Below are 16,268 nucleotides of genomic sequence, written 5' to 3' on the forward strand. Positions count from 1 at the left end.
GCCGAGCCAGGACCGACCCCCTAGAATCTCCGGCCAGTACGGGGAGGGAGATCCACATGTGGCCGTTCAAGAAGCGTCGGCAGCCGGCCGGCCTCGTCGTCGATCCAGCCCAGGGTGACCCGCAGGCGCGGGCGCTCATCGAGGCACTGGGCGCGCAGGACTGGCGTACGGCCCGGGACGTCTTCAACGTCACGACCAATCCGGATGCGCGTGCCTACCTGATGGAGGTCGCGGCAAACGTCGACGGCGTCCAGGACTGGATCGGCGAGTGGGTCGCCGCCGAACCGGACTCGACGCTTCCGGTGCTGGTCCGGGGCTGCCACGCGGTGTACTGGGCCTGGGAGGCCCGGGGCGCGAAGCGGGCCGAACACACCAGCGAGGAGCAGTTCCGCGAGTTCTTCCGCCGGCTCCGGACCGCCGAGAACCTGCTCGACGAGGTCGTGGCCCGAGACCCGGACGACGTAACCGCCCGGACCTGGCTGGTCAGCTCCGCGCGGGGCCGCCAGGTCGACCGTGACGAGGCCCGCGCCCGCTTCGAAGAGGTGGTGAAGCGGCACCCCACCCACGTCGTCGCCCACGAGCAGCGGCTGCAGTACCTGTGCGCCAAATGGTCTGGCAGCGACGAGCAGATGTTCGCGTTCGCCCGGGAGGCCACCGTGGCCGCGCCGGGTGGCAGCCTTCTGCCGGAACTGCTTGTCGTCGCGCACGTTGAGAAGTGGCTGTCGCTGCCGCGCGGGGAGGACGACGAATACATCAGCTCCCCGCAGGTGCGCGTGGACATGCTGGCCGCCGTGGAGAAGTCGCTCTTCCATCCGGCCTTCACGCCCGGCTTCGGCTGGATCCCTCGGGCGAACACGTTTGCGATGGGCCTGGAGAAGGCGGGCGAGTTCGAGGCCGCGGCTCGGGTCTTCGACCTCATCGGCGACCAGGTCAGCGACTGGCCATGGGTCTACTGCGGCGATCCCGTCACGGCGTTCACGGCGGGTCGGGAGTGGGTGTACACCAACCGCGACTGAACCGGCGCGCCGTGCGGCGGCCTGATCGAGCCGGTGGTGCCGTCGAACCGGGCGGGCCGCGCACCCGTAGGCTGGCCCAGTGATCAACTTGCCGCCTTCCCTCGTCGACACCGTGGCACATCGCCGGCCGACCGAGCACGATGACCTGACCGGGATGGCTTGGGCGTGGGCGGTCCGGTGAGTCGGCGGCCGGTGCCGCCGCAGCGGTCTGCCCCGGTGGTGTCCGGGCCGGGGCCGTCGCGGGTGGCTCGTTGGTGTGCCGACGTTGCGGAGTCGCATTGGTTCGAGGTGACGATTGTGGTCGTCATCGGTGTGAACGCGGTGATGCTCGGTGTCGAGACCTATCCGCATCCGGGGTCGCTCGGGGTGCTGCTGCGGGTGTTGGAGTGGTGTTTCCGTGCGGTGTTCGTGGTGGAGATCGTCATCCGGGTGTTGGCGCATGGTCGGCGGCCGCAGGACTTTTTCCGGGGTGGGTGGAACGTCTTCGATTTCGTGGTGATCGCGGCGGCGTTCATTCCGGGTCTGCACGGGGATACGGCGGCGTTGCGGGTGATCCGCATGGCGCGGGTGGTGCGGTTGGTGCGTTTCTCGCCGGGGTTGCGGACCATTGTGGCGGCTCTGTTGCGCAGTCTTCCGGGTGTTGGTGGGTTCCTCGCGCTGGCGTTGGTGACGTTGTACGTGTACGGCATGGTCGGGTGGCTGATCTTCGCCGAGACCTATCCGGACGACTACGGCACCATCGGTCGGGCCGTGCTGACCCTGTTCGTGCTGCTGTCCCTCGAGACACTGCCCGAACTGGTCGAGCAGGGCATGGAACTTTCGCCGTGGACTCTGGTCTATTACGTCAGCTATGTGTTGATCACGGTCAACCTGTTGCTGAACATCCTGATCGCGGTGGTCGTCAACTCGATGGAGGAGGCCCGGCGGCTGGAGATGACCGAGCGGATGGCGGTCGACGAGGACGGCGACGGTGTGCCGGATCATCTCGACCGGATCATGATCAGTCAGCGGCTGGACGACATGCGCACGATGCTGACGGAGCTCGAACGGGACCTACGCATCGGCCACGGGGACGGACGGTCGAAGCCGGGCCCGTGAGATCGGCGGCCCGGGCGGCGCCGACCGCTCAGGCGCCGCGCGCGAACAGGGCGAGGCGTACCCGGTTGGGGCTGCCGGTCTTGTTCATCAGGCTCGTGATGTGAGTCTTGACCGTGGTGACACCGATGTGCAGCCGGTCGGCGATCTCCGTGTTGGACAGGCCCTCCGCGACCAGGTTCAGCACGTCCTGTTCGCGTACGGTCAGTCCCGTCATCGGTCGGGGTGCCCCGGCGCGGGCGTGGACCGCGCGCTGGACCAGGCGCTGCAGCACCTCCTGGCTGAACGGGCTGTCACCCGCGGCGGCCCGGCGGACACCGGCCAGCAGGTCGGCGGGGGGCGCGTCCTTGAGCAGGAAGCCGCATGCCCCTGCGGTCAGGGCCGGATAGAGGTGATCGTCGTCGTCGAACGTGGTCAGCACCAGGACGCGCGTGGCCGGCCGCTCGGCGAGAATGCGGCTGGTCGCGGTGATCCCGTCAACGCCGGGCATGCGCAGATCCATCACGACCACGTCGGGGACGAGCCGGGCGGCGAGGGAGATCGCGTCGCGGCCGTTGTCGGCCTCGCCGACGACCTCGATGTCGGGCTGGGCGTCGCAGAGCATGCGCAGGCCCGCGCGGATGAGGTGCTGGTCATCCACCAGCAGGACGCGGATCATGCCGGCTCCGCCGTGCGCGGCCCCACCGGGACCTCGGGTCTCCGTGTCGCGGATGAGGCCGGCATGACGGCGGGGGAAGGGGGCATGGGCGCCGGCGCGGCCGGGAGGACGGTGCGTACCCGCCAACCCCCGTCCGTCGGACCGGCCTCCAACTCGCCGCCGAGGACCTCGACGCGTTCGCGCATTCCGGTGATGCCGTGACCGCCGCCGGACGGCAAAGCCGCCGGCACCCACCCGCCCCCGTCGTCCGACACCTCCCAGTGGACGGACCCGTCGACCACCGTGACCGACAGGCGGGCCAGCGCGGACGTGCCGGCGTGCTTGGCCACGTTGGTCAGCGCCTCCTGGGTGAGCCGCAGGACCGCCATGCCCCGGACCGCGTCGAGCGAACCGATCGCCGGGTCGATGTCGGCCTCCACGGTGACACCGGCTTGCCGGGCCCGGTCGACCGCGGCGCCGAGGGCCGCCGGAAGAGCCGACGGCTCGATCGCCGTCAGCGCCGCGTCACCGCGCACCCCGTCGGGGTCACGCAGGACCGCGACTAGCCGGCGCAGGTCGGCCAGGGCCGCGCTCCCCGTGCCGTGCACGTCGTCGAACACCTCACCCACCCGCGGATCCAGATCGGTCAGCACGTGTCGGGCCACGCCGACCCGCAGCACCATCGACGCCACGTGGTGTGCGACCACGTCGTGCAATTCCCGTGCGATGGCGCTGCGTTCGTCGGCGCGGGCGGCGCGGCTCTCCGACTCGCGGCGGCGCTGCTCCTCCGCTGCCCGTTGCTCCGCCTGCCGGGCCAGTTCCCGTTGAGTCCGGATGACCAGGCCGAGCAGCAGTGGCACGCCGACCTTCACCATTAGCCCGATGACGCCGGCGAGGAATCGTCGGAGCGGGTCGCCGATCGAATCGGTCAGCTCGACCACGGTCAGCAGCCCGGCGGCCAGCCAGATCGCCTGTGGCCGGCGCGCCCGCATGGCCAGCTCGAGCAACGCCCAGCTGGCACCCACCTGGTTGATCGTCATGTCGTCGATCAGGCAGATCGCGACCATCAGCAGCGTGGCCTGCGCCAGCAGGTTGAACAGCGGCCGGCGGTGGAACAGCAGCGCGACGGCGAACGCCGCCACCGCGAGGATCCACTGCACGGCCGTCGTCCCATGTTGCATGGGGGCGACGATGACGAGGTAGCCGACGCCGCTCAGGTCGAGCAGCACCATCCGCACGAGGCTGTCGCGCCTGTCGAACGCTCGTCCCACCCACCCCATATCTTCAGCGTCTCAAATCAGCTAAGCGATCGTGAGTTCGGAGTAAGCTTTCCGGGATCGTTTCCCACCTGGGTGGGGTGGCGTGGGCGTGGAGGTGGAATCCTGCGCCCAGCGCTGCTCCGCGTGGCTGGTGGCCGGTGGTGGGTGTGCTGGTCGTGGTCACGTTCTGGTGCCGGTGGGCTGCGCGGGGCAGCCGCCGGTCCGTTGGTGCGTGTCCCTCCGGACGCTTGCCCGCCCGGCCGTGAGGTCGGGTGGGGGAGGGTGCCCTGCGTCGCCTGGGCGCGGGGCGTGCTGGCTTGCGCGCGGTGGGGAGGTCGACGCGCCACTTCACCGACCGCAGAACACGCCCCGCCTGCTCCTGGACCATCCGCACGATCCGGTCATTGACCCGCACACCCTCCGGAACGGCGGCCGTCCAGCCCAGCCGCCGCAACGCCATCCACGCATTCGACGGCAACCTCCGACCACTCGCATCCACGCCCGAGGCGAGCACATCAACATCCACACGGTTGCAGTGCCCACCAAGCAGGGCGCCTACCATGCCCGCCACCAGATCAGCACACCAACCGACACGCTCGGCAAGCACCGCCCGGGACACGACATCCCCGGACGCCTCGTCCACACCCGTTCGCAGCAGCGCGCGAGCGCACGCGGTCCGCACCGCCTCGCCGTCAGCCAACGCCAACTTCCGGCTCACCCGCCACCGTCCTGACACCGCCCGGACTCGAATAACAGACAAGCCCGGCTCTCCGCCGATCGCATCCCCAACAAAACGCCCGACAACGGAAATTCTATGACCACTGTGGATCAGTAATCAAATTGCTTAGCCTAGGCGCTGCGGCTCGGTGGTCGGAGCCGCAGCCGGCTTCGGCCACCCGGCCCGGACGGCGAGGTAGGCGGCCAGACCGGACGGCCCGAACAGGATCGTCGGCGCCCAGAACGGGGCGGCCACCGTGAACGTCAGGGTGAACAGCGCGCCGGTCATGCCGCCAGCACCAGCTCCGGCCGACGGCGACGGGCCACGACCGCGCCGGCGGCGACCGCGGTCGCGACCACCAGGCCCGCCAGCGCGGCCAGGGTGAGCGCGTCCGGCCGCAGCAGTGGCTGCCCGCGCAGAGCCTGCCAGGTCAACAGCATCGTGAGCGCACCGTGTGAGCCGCCGGCGACGACCACCAGCCGCGCCTGGGTACGCTCGTCCAGCCGCCCACCGAGGAACCGGCCCAGCATGATCGCCAGGATCGGCAGCGCCTGCAACGCGTGCATCCCCACGAAGTGCCCGATCCGCAGATCCCCGCCGGTGGTGCTCCAACCGAGCAGCGGCAGCCCGGGCCCGCCGTCGGGGACGCCCACGCTGTGCGCTCCGGAGATCCCCTCGATACCTGGCTCCTGGTTGGGCAGCACCATCGGAATCGCCACCGCCATGCCGAGCAGGGTCAGGCCGAGTCCCCATGCCACCGCGTACTTGGCGACCCGGTCTGCGATCGGCTGACGCAGCACGACGATCGCGATGACGAGATGTGCCGTGAACAGCACCACGATCGCCTGACCCATCAGCCCGAACAGGGCGCCGTTCAGCGGGGTGGTCGCGTTGAAGTGGCTGGTCGTGCCGCGCAGCACCTGCCCGACGATCACCGCCATCTCCACCACACCCATCGCGACAATGACCGTGCCCGCCCACTCTGCGGTGCGGCTCCGCCGAGGCAGCAGCGAGAGCATCCAGGCGAGGGTGGTGCCGTACAGCACGAAGGACACGCAGAACTTGAGCGGCTTGAGCCAGATCGGCGCGCCGGTGAGGACGCGTGGATCGGCGAAGACGCCGATCGCGGAGACGACGGCGAGCACCGCCATCGCCGAGACGAAGAGCATCAGTGGGCGGTGCCGGTGTGCCGCCCGGCGCAGGGTGGTAGTCATGCCTGCAGATGCTGCTGAACCTGGCCCGGGACTTCGCCCGACCTGAAGCCCCGGTTGCGGCCGGCGGTCGGAGCGGTGGCTCCTCCCTGGGTAGGAGGCACCGGGGACGACCTCGCTACCGAGGCCTTCGAGTCAGCGCCGCAGGCGGCGGTTCCACCACCCGGGACGGGTGTGGGCCAGCCTCAGCAGTCGCCGGTGTTCCCAGTGCTGATAGGCGACGAGGGCCGGCACGAGTCCGAGCATGGCCAGCGACAGGCGTACGCGGGCGGTGCGGTTCTCCCAGATGAAGGCGAGCAGGCCCGTCGCGCCGGAGAAGTAGAGGATCGGGTTGTAGAAGGGCATCAGCTCGGGTCCCAGCCCCTCGCAGTCCTCCAGCCATGGCAGGCCTGTTCTTGTGCTACGCGTTGGCCAGCCGAGCAGATGAGCCGACACGGCAGCGAGGCCGAAGCCGTTCGTCGCGGCCAACAGCTTGTCAGCGGAGGCGTCGCGACCGCTCGCGGCCCAGACGCCCCCGGTTACGACGCTCCAGAAGCCCACGGCGGCGTACGGCCCGACCACCGAGGCGAGCGGCATGCCGACGCCGGCCCCCAGTTCGAAGACCACATGTGCTGCCAGGCTGGCCACGGTCAGCCGGGTCAAGGGCCGACGCGCGGGCTTCCGGGAGGTTCGTGCGTTTGGGAAGCCTGCCACTCCGCTCCACCCCCATGACAACCGGCCTGCCCGACTTCAAGGGATATACCCTATTTTGGGGTGGGCACTCGCGAGGGGTTCGACCGTCGCCGGTGCGGGCTTAGAAGTCGCCGGCCTCGTGGCGCATCTCGGCGAGGATCTCGACCAGGGTGGTGCCGCGATCCGACGACAGGTCGGGTTTGGTGAAGACCTGGGCGTTCAGTTCCTCGGTCGCCTTGGTGGCCAGCTCTCGTCCCTTCGGGAGGAGTTGGACGAGCGTGGTGCGCCGGTCGGTCGGGTGGGGCGTACGTCGGACGAGGCCGGCTGATTCGAGGCGGTCGACGGCGTTGGTGACGCTTGTGGGGTGTACCTGAAGCCGGTTGCCGATCTTCGTCATGGGCAGGGCGCCGGCGCGGCTGAAGTAGAGGAGCATGAGCACCTCGTAGCGGGCGAAGGTCACGTCGTACGGGCGGAGAACGGCCTCCACCCGCGCGAGGGCGATCTGCTGCGCGCGCATGAGCGATGTCAACGCCGCCATCCCGTCCGCGGCGGCCTCCCAGCCGTGGGCGGCCCACTGGCGTCGCGCTTCGGCAATGGGGTCGCGGGGGTGGTCGGGAGTCGGCACGCGGATCATCCTAGAGGGTGTCGGAGGGTACATGGACGTTGGATAGTTGGATGTCCTAGTGTTTAGCTGATCGGCATAGCTCGTCATCGCGCCCACAAGGACGGCGGCGGCCCTGCGTCACAACCCCTCGGCATAGGAGTGCCATGAGTCAGCCGAATTCCTCCTCCCGGCCTTCGCTGCACGTCCCCGTGCACCCGGTGCGTTTCGTGACCGCGGCCAGTCTCTTCGACGGGCACGACGCGGCCATCACGATCATGCGGCGGCTGCTGCAGAGCCAGGGCGCTGAGGTCGTACACCTCGGTCATGACCGCAGCGTCGAGGAGGTGGTGACCGCGGCGGTTCAGGAGGACGTGCAGGGGGTGGCGATCTCCTCCTACCAGGGCGGGCACGTCGAGTACTTCAGCTACCTGGCCCAGCGCCTCGCCGAGCGCGGCGCGGGGCACGTGCGGGTGTTCGGTGGCGGCGGCGGGACGATCGTGCCGGAGGAGATCGCGGGCCTGGCCGAGCGGGGGGTACGCATCTTCAGCCCGCAGGACGGCCAGCGCCTGGGGCTGCCGGGCATGATCAACGAGCTGATCCGGGACTGTGACGTCGACCTGTCGGGGCACGGGACCGACCTCCAGGCACTGCTGGCGGGCGACGAGGCCGCGCTGGCACGAGCGATCACCGTGCTGGAATCCGGCGCCGACACCGCCCTGGCCGACGCGGTCCGGGCCGCCGCGGCGTCACGTAACGTTCCGGTCCTCGGCATCACCGGGACGGGCGGCTCGGGCAAGTCGTCGCTGACCGACGAACTGGTGCGCCGGGTGCGCCGGGACAGCGAGGACAAGGTCCGGGTGGCGGTGCTGGCTGTCGACCCGACCCGCCGCCGCGGTGGCGCGCTGCTGGGCGACCGGATCCGGATGAACAGCATCGCCCCCGGCGTGGTGTTCTTCCGTTCTCTGGCGACCCGCACCCCTGGGGCGCAGGTGCCCGATCACCTCGACGACATGGTGGCAGCCTGCAAGGCCGCCGGCTACGACCTGGTCATCATCGAGACGCCGGGCATCGGCCAGGGCGATGCGGCGATCGTGCCGTACGTGGACGTGTCGCTGTACGTGATGACGCCGGAGTACGGCGCCCCCAGCCAGCTCGAGAAGATCGACATGCTGGACCTGGCCCAGGTGGTGGCCATCAACAAGTTCGAGCGCCGCGGTGCGGAAGACGCGCTGCGGGACGTGGCGCGGCAGATGGTGCGCAACCGCGAGCAGTTCGGCACCCCGTGGCAGGACATGCCGGTCTTCGGCACCAGCGCGGCCCGCTTCGACGACGACGGCGTGACCGCCCTCTACCACCACCTCAAGCAGTTGCTTCGTGGGCACGGCCTGTCGGGCTTCCCCGGCGTGCTGCCCGTCGTGCCGGGCCGCACCTCCACCAGCCTGCGGTCGGTGCTGCCCACCGGCCGGGAGCGCTACCTGGCGGACATCGCGCAGACGGTACGCGGCTACCACGCCACCACGGCGGAGCAGGTGGACGTCGTTCGCCGCCGCCAGCACCTGAGGACCACCCGGGACCTGCTCGCGGCCGCGGGCGACCCGGCCGAGGCGTCGGTCGCGGCGCTGCTGGAGCGAACCGAGCAGGGCCTGCACGGTGACGTGCGCGAACTGCTGGAGCAGTGGCGCGATGTCCGCGCCCGCTACGACGGTGACGAGTACGTCTACGCCGTCCGCGGCAAGGAGATCCGCACCCCGCTGACCCGCACGACCCTCTCCGGTACCCGGTTGCCGCGGGTGGCGCTGCCGCGCGAGGGTGACGACGGGCAGCTGTTGCGGTTCCTGCGTGACGAGAACCTACCCGGATACTTCCCGTTCACCGCCGGGGTGTTCCCGTTCAAGCGGACCGAGGAGGCGCCGGCCCGGATGTTCGCCGGCGAGGGTGACGCCTTCCGCACCAACCGCCGATTCCACCTGCTCAGCGCCGGCCAGCCGGCGACCCGCCTGTCCACGGCGTTCGACTCGGTCACCCTGTACGGCCGCAACCCCGACCAGCGTCCCGACATCTACGGCAAGATCGGCACCTCCGGCGTGTCCATCGCCACCGTCGACGACATGCGCGAGCTGTACGCGGGATTCGACCTGTGCGCGCCGAACACGTCGGTGTCGATGACCATCAACGGCCCGGCCCCGGCGATCCTGGCGATGTTCTTCAACGCGGTGATCGACCAGCAGACGGGCCGGTTCCGCGAGGCCGAGGGGCGCGAGCCGAGCGCCGCCGAGGCCGCCGAGATCCGGGCCCGGGCGCTGTCCACGGTGCGCGGCACGGTGCAGGCCGACATCCTGAAGGAGGACCAGGGGCAGAACACCTGCATCTTCTCCACCGAGTTCGCGCTGCGCTGCATGGCGGACATCCAGGAGTGGTTCATCGCCCAGCGGGTGCGCAACTTCTACTCGGTGAGCATCAGCGGCTACCACATCGCCGAGGCTGGCGCGAACCCGATCAGCCAGTTGGCGTTCACCCTCGCCAACGGTTTCACCTACGTCGAGGCGTACCTGGCGCGGGGGATGGCGATCGACGACTTCGCCCCCAACCTGTCGTTCTTCTTCTCCAACGGCATGGACGCCGAGTACACCGTCATCGGGCGGGTGGCCCGGCGGATCTGGGCCGTCGCCATGCGCGACCGGTACGGCGCCGGCGAACGGGCCCAGAAGCTGAAGTACCACGTGCAGACCTCGGGCCGGTCGCTGCACGCGCAGGAGATGGACTTCAACGACATCCGTACGACGTTGCAGGCGCTCTGCGCCATCTACGACAACGCCAACAGCCTGCACACCAACGCCTACGACGAGGCGGTCACGACCCCCACCGCGCAGTCGGTGCGCCGGGCGCTGGCCATTCAGATGATCATCGACGCCGAGTGGGGGCTGGCGGACAACGAGAACGCGCTGCAGGGCTCGTACATCGTCGACCAGCTCACCGACCTGGTCGAGGAGGCGGTGCTCGCCGAGTTCGACCGGATCGCCGACCGCGGTGGAGTGCTCGGTGCGATGGAGACCGGCTACCAGCGCGGCCGGATCCAGGATGAGTCGATGCTCTACGAGCACAAGAAGCACGACGGCTCGCTGCCCATCATCGGTGTCAACACCTTCCTCGCCGATGATTCCACCGCACCCGTCCAGGCGATCGAGCTCGCGCGCGGCACGGACGAGGAGAAGCGATCGCAGCTCGCGCGGCTCACGGACTTCCACGACCAGCACGCGGCGCAGGCCCCCGCCGCGCTGGAGCGGCTCAAGACCGCCGCAACCAGCGGCGGTAACGTCTTCGAGGCGCTGATGGACGCGGTCCGCTTCTGCTCACTCGGGCAGATCAGCGAGGCGTTCTTCGAAGTCGGCGGCCAGTACCGCCGGAACGTGTGACGCGACCAGGGAACACCGACAACGAGTAGGGACAAGCATGCGCGTTGAGAACATCGCCGCCATCGTGACCGGGGGCGCGTCCGGGCTGGGTGCGGCCACCGCCGAGGCGCTCGCCAAGCGGGGTGCGAAGGTCTTCGCCTTCGATCTGCCCGCGAGCATTGAGGGGGCCCAGGGCGGCGACGGTATCGAGTACGTCGCGGTCGACGTCACCGATCCGGAGCAGGTTCGGGCCGCCGTGGGTCAGGCGGCCGGCTCGGGTCTGCCGCTGCGTACGGTCGTCAACTGTGCCGGCATCGGCCCGTCGACGCGTATCCTCGGCAAGAAGGGCGTCCACGACCTGGCCCTGTACGCCAAGGTCGTCCAGGTCAACCTGGTCGGGTCCTTCAACGTCCTGGCCCTGGCCAGTGAGCGCATCGCCGAGACCGAGGCCGACGAGCACGGGCAGCGGGGTGTCATCATCAACACCGCGTCGATCGCCGCGTACGACGGCCAGGTCGGCCAGGCCGCCTACTCCTCGTCCAAGGGCGGGATCGTCGGCCTGACCCTGCCTGCGGCGCGGGATCTTGCGCAGTACGGCATCCGGGTGTGCACCATCGCCCCCGGCATCGTCGACACCCCGATGCTCGCGACCGTCTCCGAGGAGTTCCGCGCGGGCCTGGCCGCCGGCGTGCCGTTCCCCAAGCGTCTGGCCCGTCCCGACGAGTACGCCCAACTCGCCCTGTCGATCATCGAGCATGACTACCTCAACGGCGAGACCATCCGGATGGACGGCGCCCTGCGGATGGCGCCGCGCTGAAGTCGGTGGGGTCGGTGCTCACCGGGTGCCGACCCACCGACGCAATTGTGCCTCGAACCAGGCGGCCGTCGCCTGCGCCAACTCCTCGGCAGTTCCCTCGGCGTCGAACGCCACCGGTGTCGGCCGCTGCAGGAACTCCACATTGTGGCCGTTCATTTCGTCACAGTGCACGCGTCCCCCGCTAAGCCGCGCACCAAAGGTCGCCCGAACCAAGTTCGCGGCAACGTCCACGACGTCGAGCCAGGCCACCAGATCGATGCCGCGTTCACGCCACGCGGCCATCTCGGCCGGGTCGTCCGGGTCAGGCAGGCGGAGATAGGTTTCGGCGAGATCGGCCGGCCATGCCACAGCATGACGCCGTAGCGCTGCAACGAACGCGGTGAGGTGTGGGGCGAGGGGTTCGTCATATTCGAACAAGTCGGCCGCATCCATAACCATGCCGCGGACTGTAGCCGAGCCAGCGGTGCGGAGCTGGGGTGAGCGCCGACGTCCTGGCCGAAACTTTCCGGAAGGCATTGACGTATAACGCTGCTCTGTTCGACTCTGGGGCATATCTGCATCCGTGATCATCGATCGCAGGTGGTCGCTTCCACCCCCGGAAGGAGAGCCCTAGTGATCATCAGCTCGGGCCGCCCCAAGATCCGTTCGACGGTCGTCGTGCTGGCGGCAGCGGTGCTTGCGCTCGCTGGAGCGGTGACGATTGTGGCGCGGACACCCACCGCCGAGGCCGCCAGTCTCCTCGCGGCCGCCGGGCCGGTCGAGGACGAGGGCACCGACTGCTCGGTGCCCGACCCAGGCTCGTTGACCGCCAACGCCAAGCTTCCCGATCCGTTCAAGAGGCTCAACGGCACGCGGATCTCCGCCAAGTCGGACTGGCGGTGCCGACGAGCGGAAATCAAGGACCTGGCCGAGAGGTACGTCTACGGCAGGAAACCCCGAAAGCCGGCAACGGTTTCGGGAACTGTCTCCAGCTCCAGCATCACCGTGAACGTGACGGACCAGGGCAAGAGTTCCAGCTTCTCGGCGAAGGTCGAGCTGCCGAGTGGCCCCGGACCTTTCCCGGCCGTCGTCGTCGTGGGAGGACTCGGCGCCGACACGGCCACCATCAAGGCCGCCGGTGCCGCCGTCATCAGCTACGACCCCCTCGCAGTGGGGAAGGAGGGCACACCGCGCAACAACAAGCAAGGCGCGTTCTACAGCATCTACGGCTCATCGAGCAGCACCGGTCTGCTCCTGGCCTGGGCCTGGGGCGTGAGCCGCATCATCGACGTCATTGAGCAGTCGGGCGGCGGCATCCTCAAGGCGGACGCGACCGGGGTCACGGGCTGTTCCCGGTACGGCAAGGGCGCCTTCGTGACCGGTGCGTTCGATCAGCGCATCGCGCTGACCATGCCCATCGAGTCGGGTAGCGGCGGCGTTCCCATCTTCCGCGGGATTCCCGGGGAATCGGGCGGCCAGCCGCTGAGCAGCGCCTACGGAGAGCAACCGTGGCTCGGCGACGCTTTCGGTTCCTTCACGGGCAACCCGGCGACGCTCCCGGTGGACACCCACGAGATGGTGGCCATGGTCGCGCCCCGGGGGCTGTTCATCATGGAGAATCCCCACATTGACTGGCTGAGTGCCAAATCCGGGAGCGTGGCGGCCCTGGCCGGTGCGGAGGTCTACAAGGCGCTCGGCGCGGGCGACAACATCACCTACTGGTCCGACATCCAGGACGGGAACCACTGCGCCATCAGGCCCGAGTGGCGGACCCCCTTGCAGCAGAGCATCCAGAAGTTCCTGCTGAAGACGGGCAATGCCGCGGGCACCTTCCGGATCTCGAGTCGCAAGGCCGGCAACCTGGCCGAGTGGCGGGACTGGCAGACGCCGGCCCTCACCGACGGCCCGACCGCGCCCCCGACGAATGCGCCTCCGACCACCGCTCCTCCGACGACTGCCCCTCCGACCACCGCTCCTCCGACGACTGCTCCTCCGACCACCGCTCCTCCGACCACCCCACCGGCCGGCAGCCGCTGTACGGCGTCGGTCTCGATCGACCAGTGGGTCGGCGGCTTCGTCGCCACGGTACGGGTCACCGCCGGCACCTCGCCGGTCAACGGCTGGACGGTCTCCATGCCCCTGCCGTCGGGCGCGAGCGTCACCAACGCCTGGAACGCCAACCCCAGCGGGAGCACCGGCACTGTGCAGTTCACCAACGTCAGCTACAACGGCTCCATCGCACCTGGACAGTCGACCGAGTTCGGCTTCCAGGGCACCGGTACCGGCACCGGAATGACCCCCACCTGCGCTGCCAGATAGGTCCGCCGCCCTCGGTGGGTCTGCCAGAGCCCGGTGCGGAGGCGGGGCATGACTCCGCACCGGGCGCGCCCCCTTCCCGAACGAGCCCCGGCCCCGGTCGATCTTTATGATCTTCAATGTTTCTGGCACGATGTGCGCACCACTCACCCCCACGTGATGGAGCCCACATGCGCCTCTCATTCCGCGCCGCCGTACCCCTGCTGGCAGTGCTCTCGATCGTGCTCGTCGCACCTCCCGCGCACGCCGCCGCACCCGCCTACACGGCGCTCGGCGACTCGTACTCCTCCGGCACCGGCACCCGCGAGTACTACGACAACAGCAGTTGCCAGCGCTCGCCGTACGCGTACCCGGTGCTCGACGCGGCCCGGCTCGGCGCGACGCTCACCTTCGCCGCCTGCGCCGGGGCGAAGGTCCCCGACGTCCTCAACGGACAACTCAGCAGCCTCAACGCCAGCACCCGCTACGTCACCGTCAGCGCGGGCGGCAACGACATCGGCTGGTCGTCAGTGATCACGCAGTGCGCCAAGCCCTGGCCGTTCACCTGCTGGGGCGACATCGACAAGGCCAACGCCTACATCCGCAACACCCTGCCCGGCCAGCTCGATCAGCTTTACACCAAGATCCGCACGCTCGCCCCGAACGCACGGGTGGCCGTGGTCGGTTACCCACGGCTTTTCAACGGCGTCGAATGCAATGTCATCGCCCGCATCTCGCCCGGCGAGCAGGCCGAGCTGAACGCGACCGCCGACCTCCTGGCGACCACGATCAAGGCCAGGGCCGAGGCGCGGGGATTCGGTTTCGTGGACGCGCGCGGCCCGTTCACCGGGCACGCCGTCTGCGACGCCGTCGAGTGGATCAACGGCACGTCCCTGCCGATCGGTGAGTCGTACCACCCGAACCGGAGCGGACACGCCGGATACGCGAACATCGTCGAAGCCGCCCTGCGCGCCTGAGGCACCGCGGCCTGCGACCGGTCAACCGGGCGCAGGCCGCAGGGTGGCCCGGCGCGGGAAGTCCCGCGCCGGGCCACGGTAAATCAGCGAACGGTGCAGGTGGCGGTGCCGGACGGGCCGACGCCGTTGCCCTGGAAGCCGAACTCGGTGCTGGCTCCGGCACCGAGCTGGCCGTTGTAGTCGACGTTCCGGAAGGTGACCGTCCCGGTGGTGCCGCTGGGGGTGGCGCTCCAGGTGTTGGTGATGACCGCCCCGCTGGGCAGGGTGAGCCCGACGGTCCACCCGTTGGCCGGGCTTGCGCCGATCTTGACGGTGACGTAGGTGACGAAGCCGCCCTGCCACTGGTTGAGGCTCAGGGTTGCGGTGCAGCCGCCGCCCGCCGGCGGGGTGGTCGGCGGCGCGGTCGTGGGCGGCGCGGTGGTCGGGGGAGCGGTCGTCGGGGGAGTGGTGGTCGGCGGAGCAGTGGTCGGCGGGGTGGTGCCACCGCCGTTCAACGCGTTGAGCGTCGAGGTGTACGCCGCCTTCTTGTTGCCGTTGCCGTCGAAGAGCAGCGGCGTGCCGCTGGCGCGCCACGAGTCGCTGTCGCGGATGCCCCAGACGGTGAGGCCGGTGCAGCGGGACACGGCCAGGCAGGCCTTGACGACCTTGCTGTAGTTGTCGGCCTGGGCGGTGCCGGAACCCTCGATGTCCAGCTCGGTGATCTGCACGTCGACGCCGAGGTTGGCGAAGCGCTGCAGGTTGGCCTGGTAGTCGTTGGGCACCGGCGAGTTGGGGTTGAAGTGGGACTGGAAGCCGACGCAGTCAATCGGCACGCCACGGGCCTTGAAGTCCTGCACCATCGCGTACACGGCGTTGGACTTCGCGTTCTGCCCGTCGGTGTTGTAGTCGTTGTAGCAGAGCTTCGCGCCGGGGTCGGCCGTGCGGGCGGTGCGGAAGGCCACCTCGATCCAGTCGTTGCCGGTGCGCTGCAGGTTCGAGTCCCGCCGGGCGCCGTTGCCGCCGTCGTCGAAGGCCTCGTTCACCACGTCCCAGGCGTAGATCTTGCCCTTGTAGTGGGTGGCGACCTGGGTGACGTGGTTGGTCATCGCCGAGCGCAGCGCGGTGCCGCTCAGGTTCTGCGCCCAGCCGGGCTGCTGCGAGTGCCACGCCAGGGCGTGCCCACGCACCCGCATGCCGTTGGCCTGCGCGTGGCTGACGATGCGGTCGCCGTTGGTGTAGTTGAACTGGTTCTGGGACGGCTCGGTGGCGTCCCACTTCATCTCGTTCTCGGGGGTGACCATGTTGAACTCGCGGTTCAAGATGCCGACGTACGTGCTGTCGGACAGCTTGTTCGCCGCGACCGCGGCACCGAAGTAGCGGCCCGATTCCGCCGCCGAGGACCCCAGGGTCGTGCCGGCGCTGGCGCTGGTCGCCACCGCCACCGTCACGGCGAACACGGCGACACCGGCCGCCGCCAACGTCAGGGCGGTACGCGCGCGTGGCCGGGGCGTCGGGGTCCCGCTGCCGCGGGCAAGCACCTTGTCCATCAGGAAGCCTTTCGATAGTCGAGTGAGGAAGGCGCTTCGACCGCTGCCCGCCACGGTGGTCGGCTCGCTG

Annotated in this window: 14 protein-coding genes; 6 read left to right on the forward strand and 8 right to left on the reverse strand. The window is 69.6% G+C overall.

Annotation, left to right across the window (positions count from 1 at the left end; genetic code table 11):
- Window positions 1-56: 56 nt before the first annotated feature.
- Both AB0C02_RS15025 and AB0C02_RS15030 read left to right on the forward strand, forming a co-directional pair.
- Window positions 57-1,016 carry a DUF4034 domain-containing protein gene (locus tag AB0C02_RS15025; protein ID WP_357548435.1) on the forward strand — a complete coding sequence of 320 codons (960 nt, stop codon included), beginning with the start codon at window positions 57-59 and terminating at the stop codon, window positions 1,014-1,016.
- A gap of 243 nt (window positions 1,017-1,259) precedes the next feature.
- Entirely contained in the window at window positions 1,260-2,114 is an 855-nt protein-coding gene (locus tag AB0C02_RS15030) for an ion transporter (RefSeq protein WP_357548627.1), read from the forward strand.
- Between the two features lie 28 nt (window positions 2,115-2,142).
- Here AB0C02_RS15030 and AB0C02_RS15035 read toward each other — a convergent pair whose 3' ends face one another.
- From AB0C02_RS15035 to AB0C02_RS15060, 6 genes are all read right to left on the reverse strand, one after another.
- On the reverse strand, window positions 2,143-2,769 hold the full coding sequence (locus AB0C02_RS15035; protein WP_357548437.1) for a response regulator transcription factor: 627 nt from the start codon (window positions 2,767-2,769) through the stop codon (window positions 2,143-2,145).
- Window positions 2,766-4,028, reverse strand: coding sequence for a histidine kinase (locus AB0C02_RS15040; RefSeq protein ID WP_357548440.1), 1,263 nt, complete (start codon window positions 4,026-4,028; stop codon window positions 2,766-2,768). Before AB0C02_RS15040 ends, AB0C02_RS15035 begins: the two co-directional genes overlap by 4 nt.
- 823 nt (window positions 4,029-4,851) lie before the next feature.
- Window positions 4,852-5,013 (reverse strand): hypothetical protein, encoded by a 162-nt coding sequence (locus AB0C02_RS15045; protein WP_357548442.1) that lies wholly within the window; start codon window positions 5,011-5,013, stop codon window positions 4,852-4,854.
- Complete coding sequence (locus AB0C02_RS15050) at window positions 5,010-5,939, reverse strand: hypothetical protein (RefSeq protein ID WP_357548443.1); 930 nt, start codon at window positions 5,937-5,939, stop codon at window positions 5,010-5,012. The genes AB0C02_RS15045 and AB0C02_RS15050 overlap by 4 nt, the downstream gene beginning before the upstream one ends.
- 132 nt (window positions 5,940-6,071) lie before the next feature.
- Window positions 6,072-6,578, reverse strand: coding sequence for a hypothetical protein (locus AB0C02_RS15055; protein ID WP_357548445.1), 507 nt, complete (start codon window positions 6,576-6,578; stop codon window positions 6,072-6,074).
- A gap of 151 nt (window positions 6,579-6,729) precedes the next feature.
- The gene (locus AB0C02_RS15060; RefSeq protein WP_357548447.1) at window positions 6,730-7,242 is read right to left on the reverse strand and encodes a MarR family transcriptional regulator; all 513 of its coding nucleotides are present in this window, start codon (window positions 7,240-7,242) and stop codon (window positions 6,730-6,732) included.
- Between the two features lie 134 nt (window positions 7,243-7,376).
- Here AB0C02_RS15060 and icmF point away from each other — a divergent pair, with 134 nt between their 5' ends.
- Both icmF and AB0C02_RS15070 read left to right on the forward strand, forming a co-directional pair.
- On the forward strand, window positions 7,377-10,625 hold the full coding sequence (gene icmF / locus AB0C02_RS15065; RefSeq protein WP_357548450.1) for a fused isobutyryl-CoA mutase/GTPase IcmF: 3,249 nt from the start codon (window positions 7,377-7,379) through the stop codon (window positions 10,623-10,625).
- Window positions 10,626-10,662: 37 nt separating this feature from the next.
- The gene (locus AB0C02_RS15070; RefSeq protein WP_357548453.1) at window positions 10,663-11,421 is read left to right on the forward strand and encodes an SDR family NAD(P)-dependent oxidoreductase; all 759 of its coding nucleotides are present in this window, start codon (window positions 10,663-10,665) and stop codon (window positions 11,419-11,421) included.
- 18 nt (window positions 11,422-11,439) lie between these two features.
- On the opposite strand, the gene AB0C02_RS15075 is transcribed toward AB0C02_RS15070, so the two are convergent.
- Window positions 11,440-11,859, reverse strand: a complete 420-nt coding sequence (locus tag AB0C02_RS15075) for a hypothetical protein (protein ID WP_357548454.1) — start codon at window positions 11,857-11,859, stop codon at window positions 11,440-11,442.
- Between the two features lie 174 nt (window positions 11,860-12,033).
- On the opposite strand from AB0C02_RS15075, the gene AB0C02_RS15080 reads away from it, so the two are divergent.
- Window positions 12,034-13,719 carry a cellulose binding domain-containing protein gene (locus tag AB0C02_RS15080; RefSeq protein ID WP_357548456.1) on the forward strand — a complete coding sequence of 562 codons (1,686 nt, stop codon included), beginning with the start codon at window positions 12,034-12,036 and terminating at the stop codon, window positions 13,717-13,719.
- A 167-nt stretch (window positions 13,720-13,886) separates the two neighbouring features.
- Entirely contained in the window at window positions 13,887-14,672 is a 786-nt protein-coding gene (locus AB0C02_RS15085) for an SGNH/GDSL hydrolase family protein (protein WP_357548459.1), read from the forward strand.
- 83 nt (window positions 14,673-14,755) lie between these two features.
- Here the strand turns inward: AB0C02_RS15085 and AB0C02_RS15090 are convergent, their stop codons facing one another.
- Window positions 14,756-16,198 (reverse strand): endo-1,4-beta-xylanase, encoded by a 1,443-nt coding sequence (locus tag AB0C02_RS15090; RefSeq protein WP_357548460.1) that lies wholly within the window; start codon window positions 16,196-16,198, stop codon window positions 14,756-14,758.
- Window positions 16,199-16,268 lie beyond the last annotated feature (70 nt).

It is taken from the genome of Micromonospora sp. NPDC048999 (genome assembly GCF_040649295.1).
Lineage (GTDB): Bacteria > Actinomycetota > Actinomycetes > Mycobacteriales > Micromonosporaceae > Micromonospora.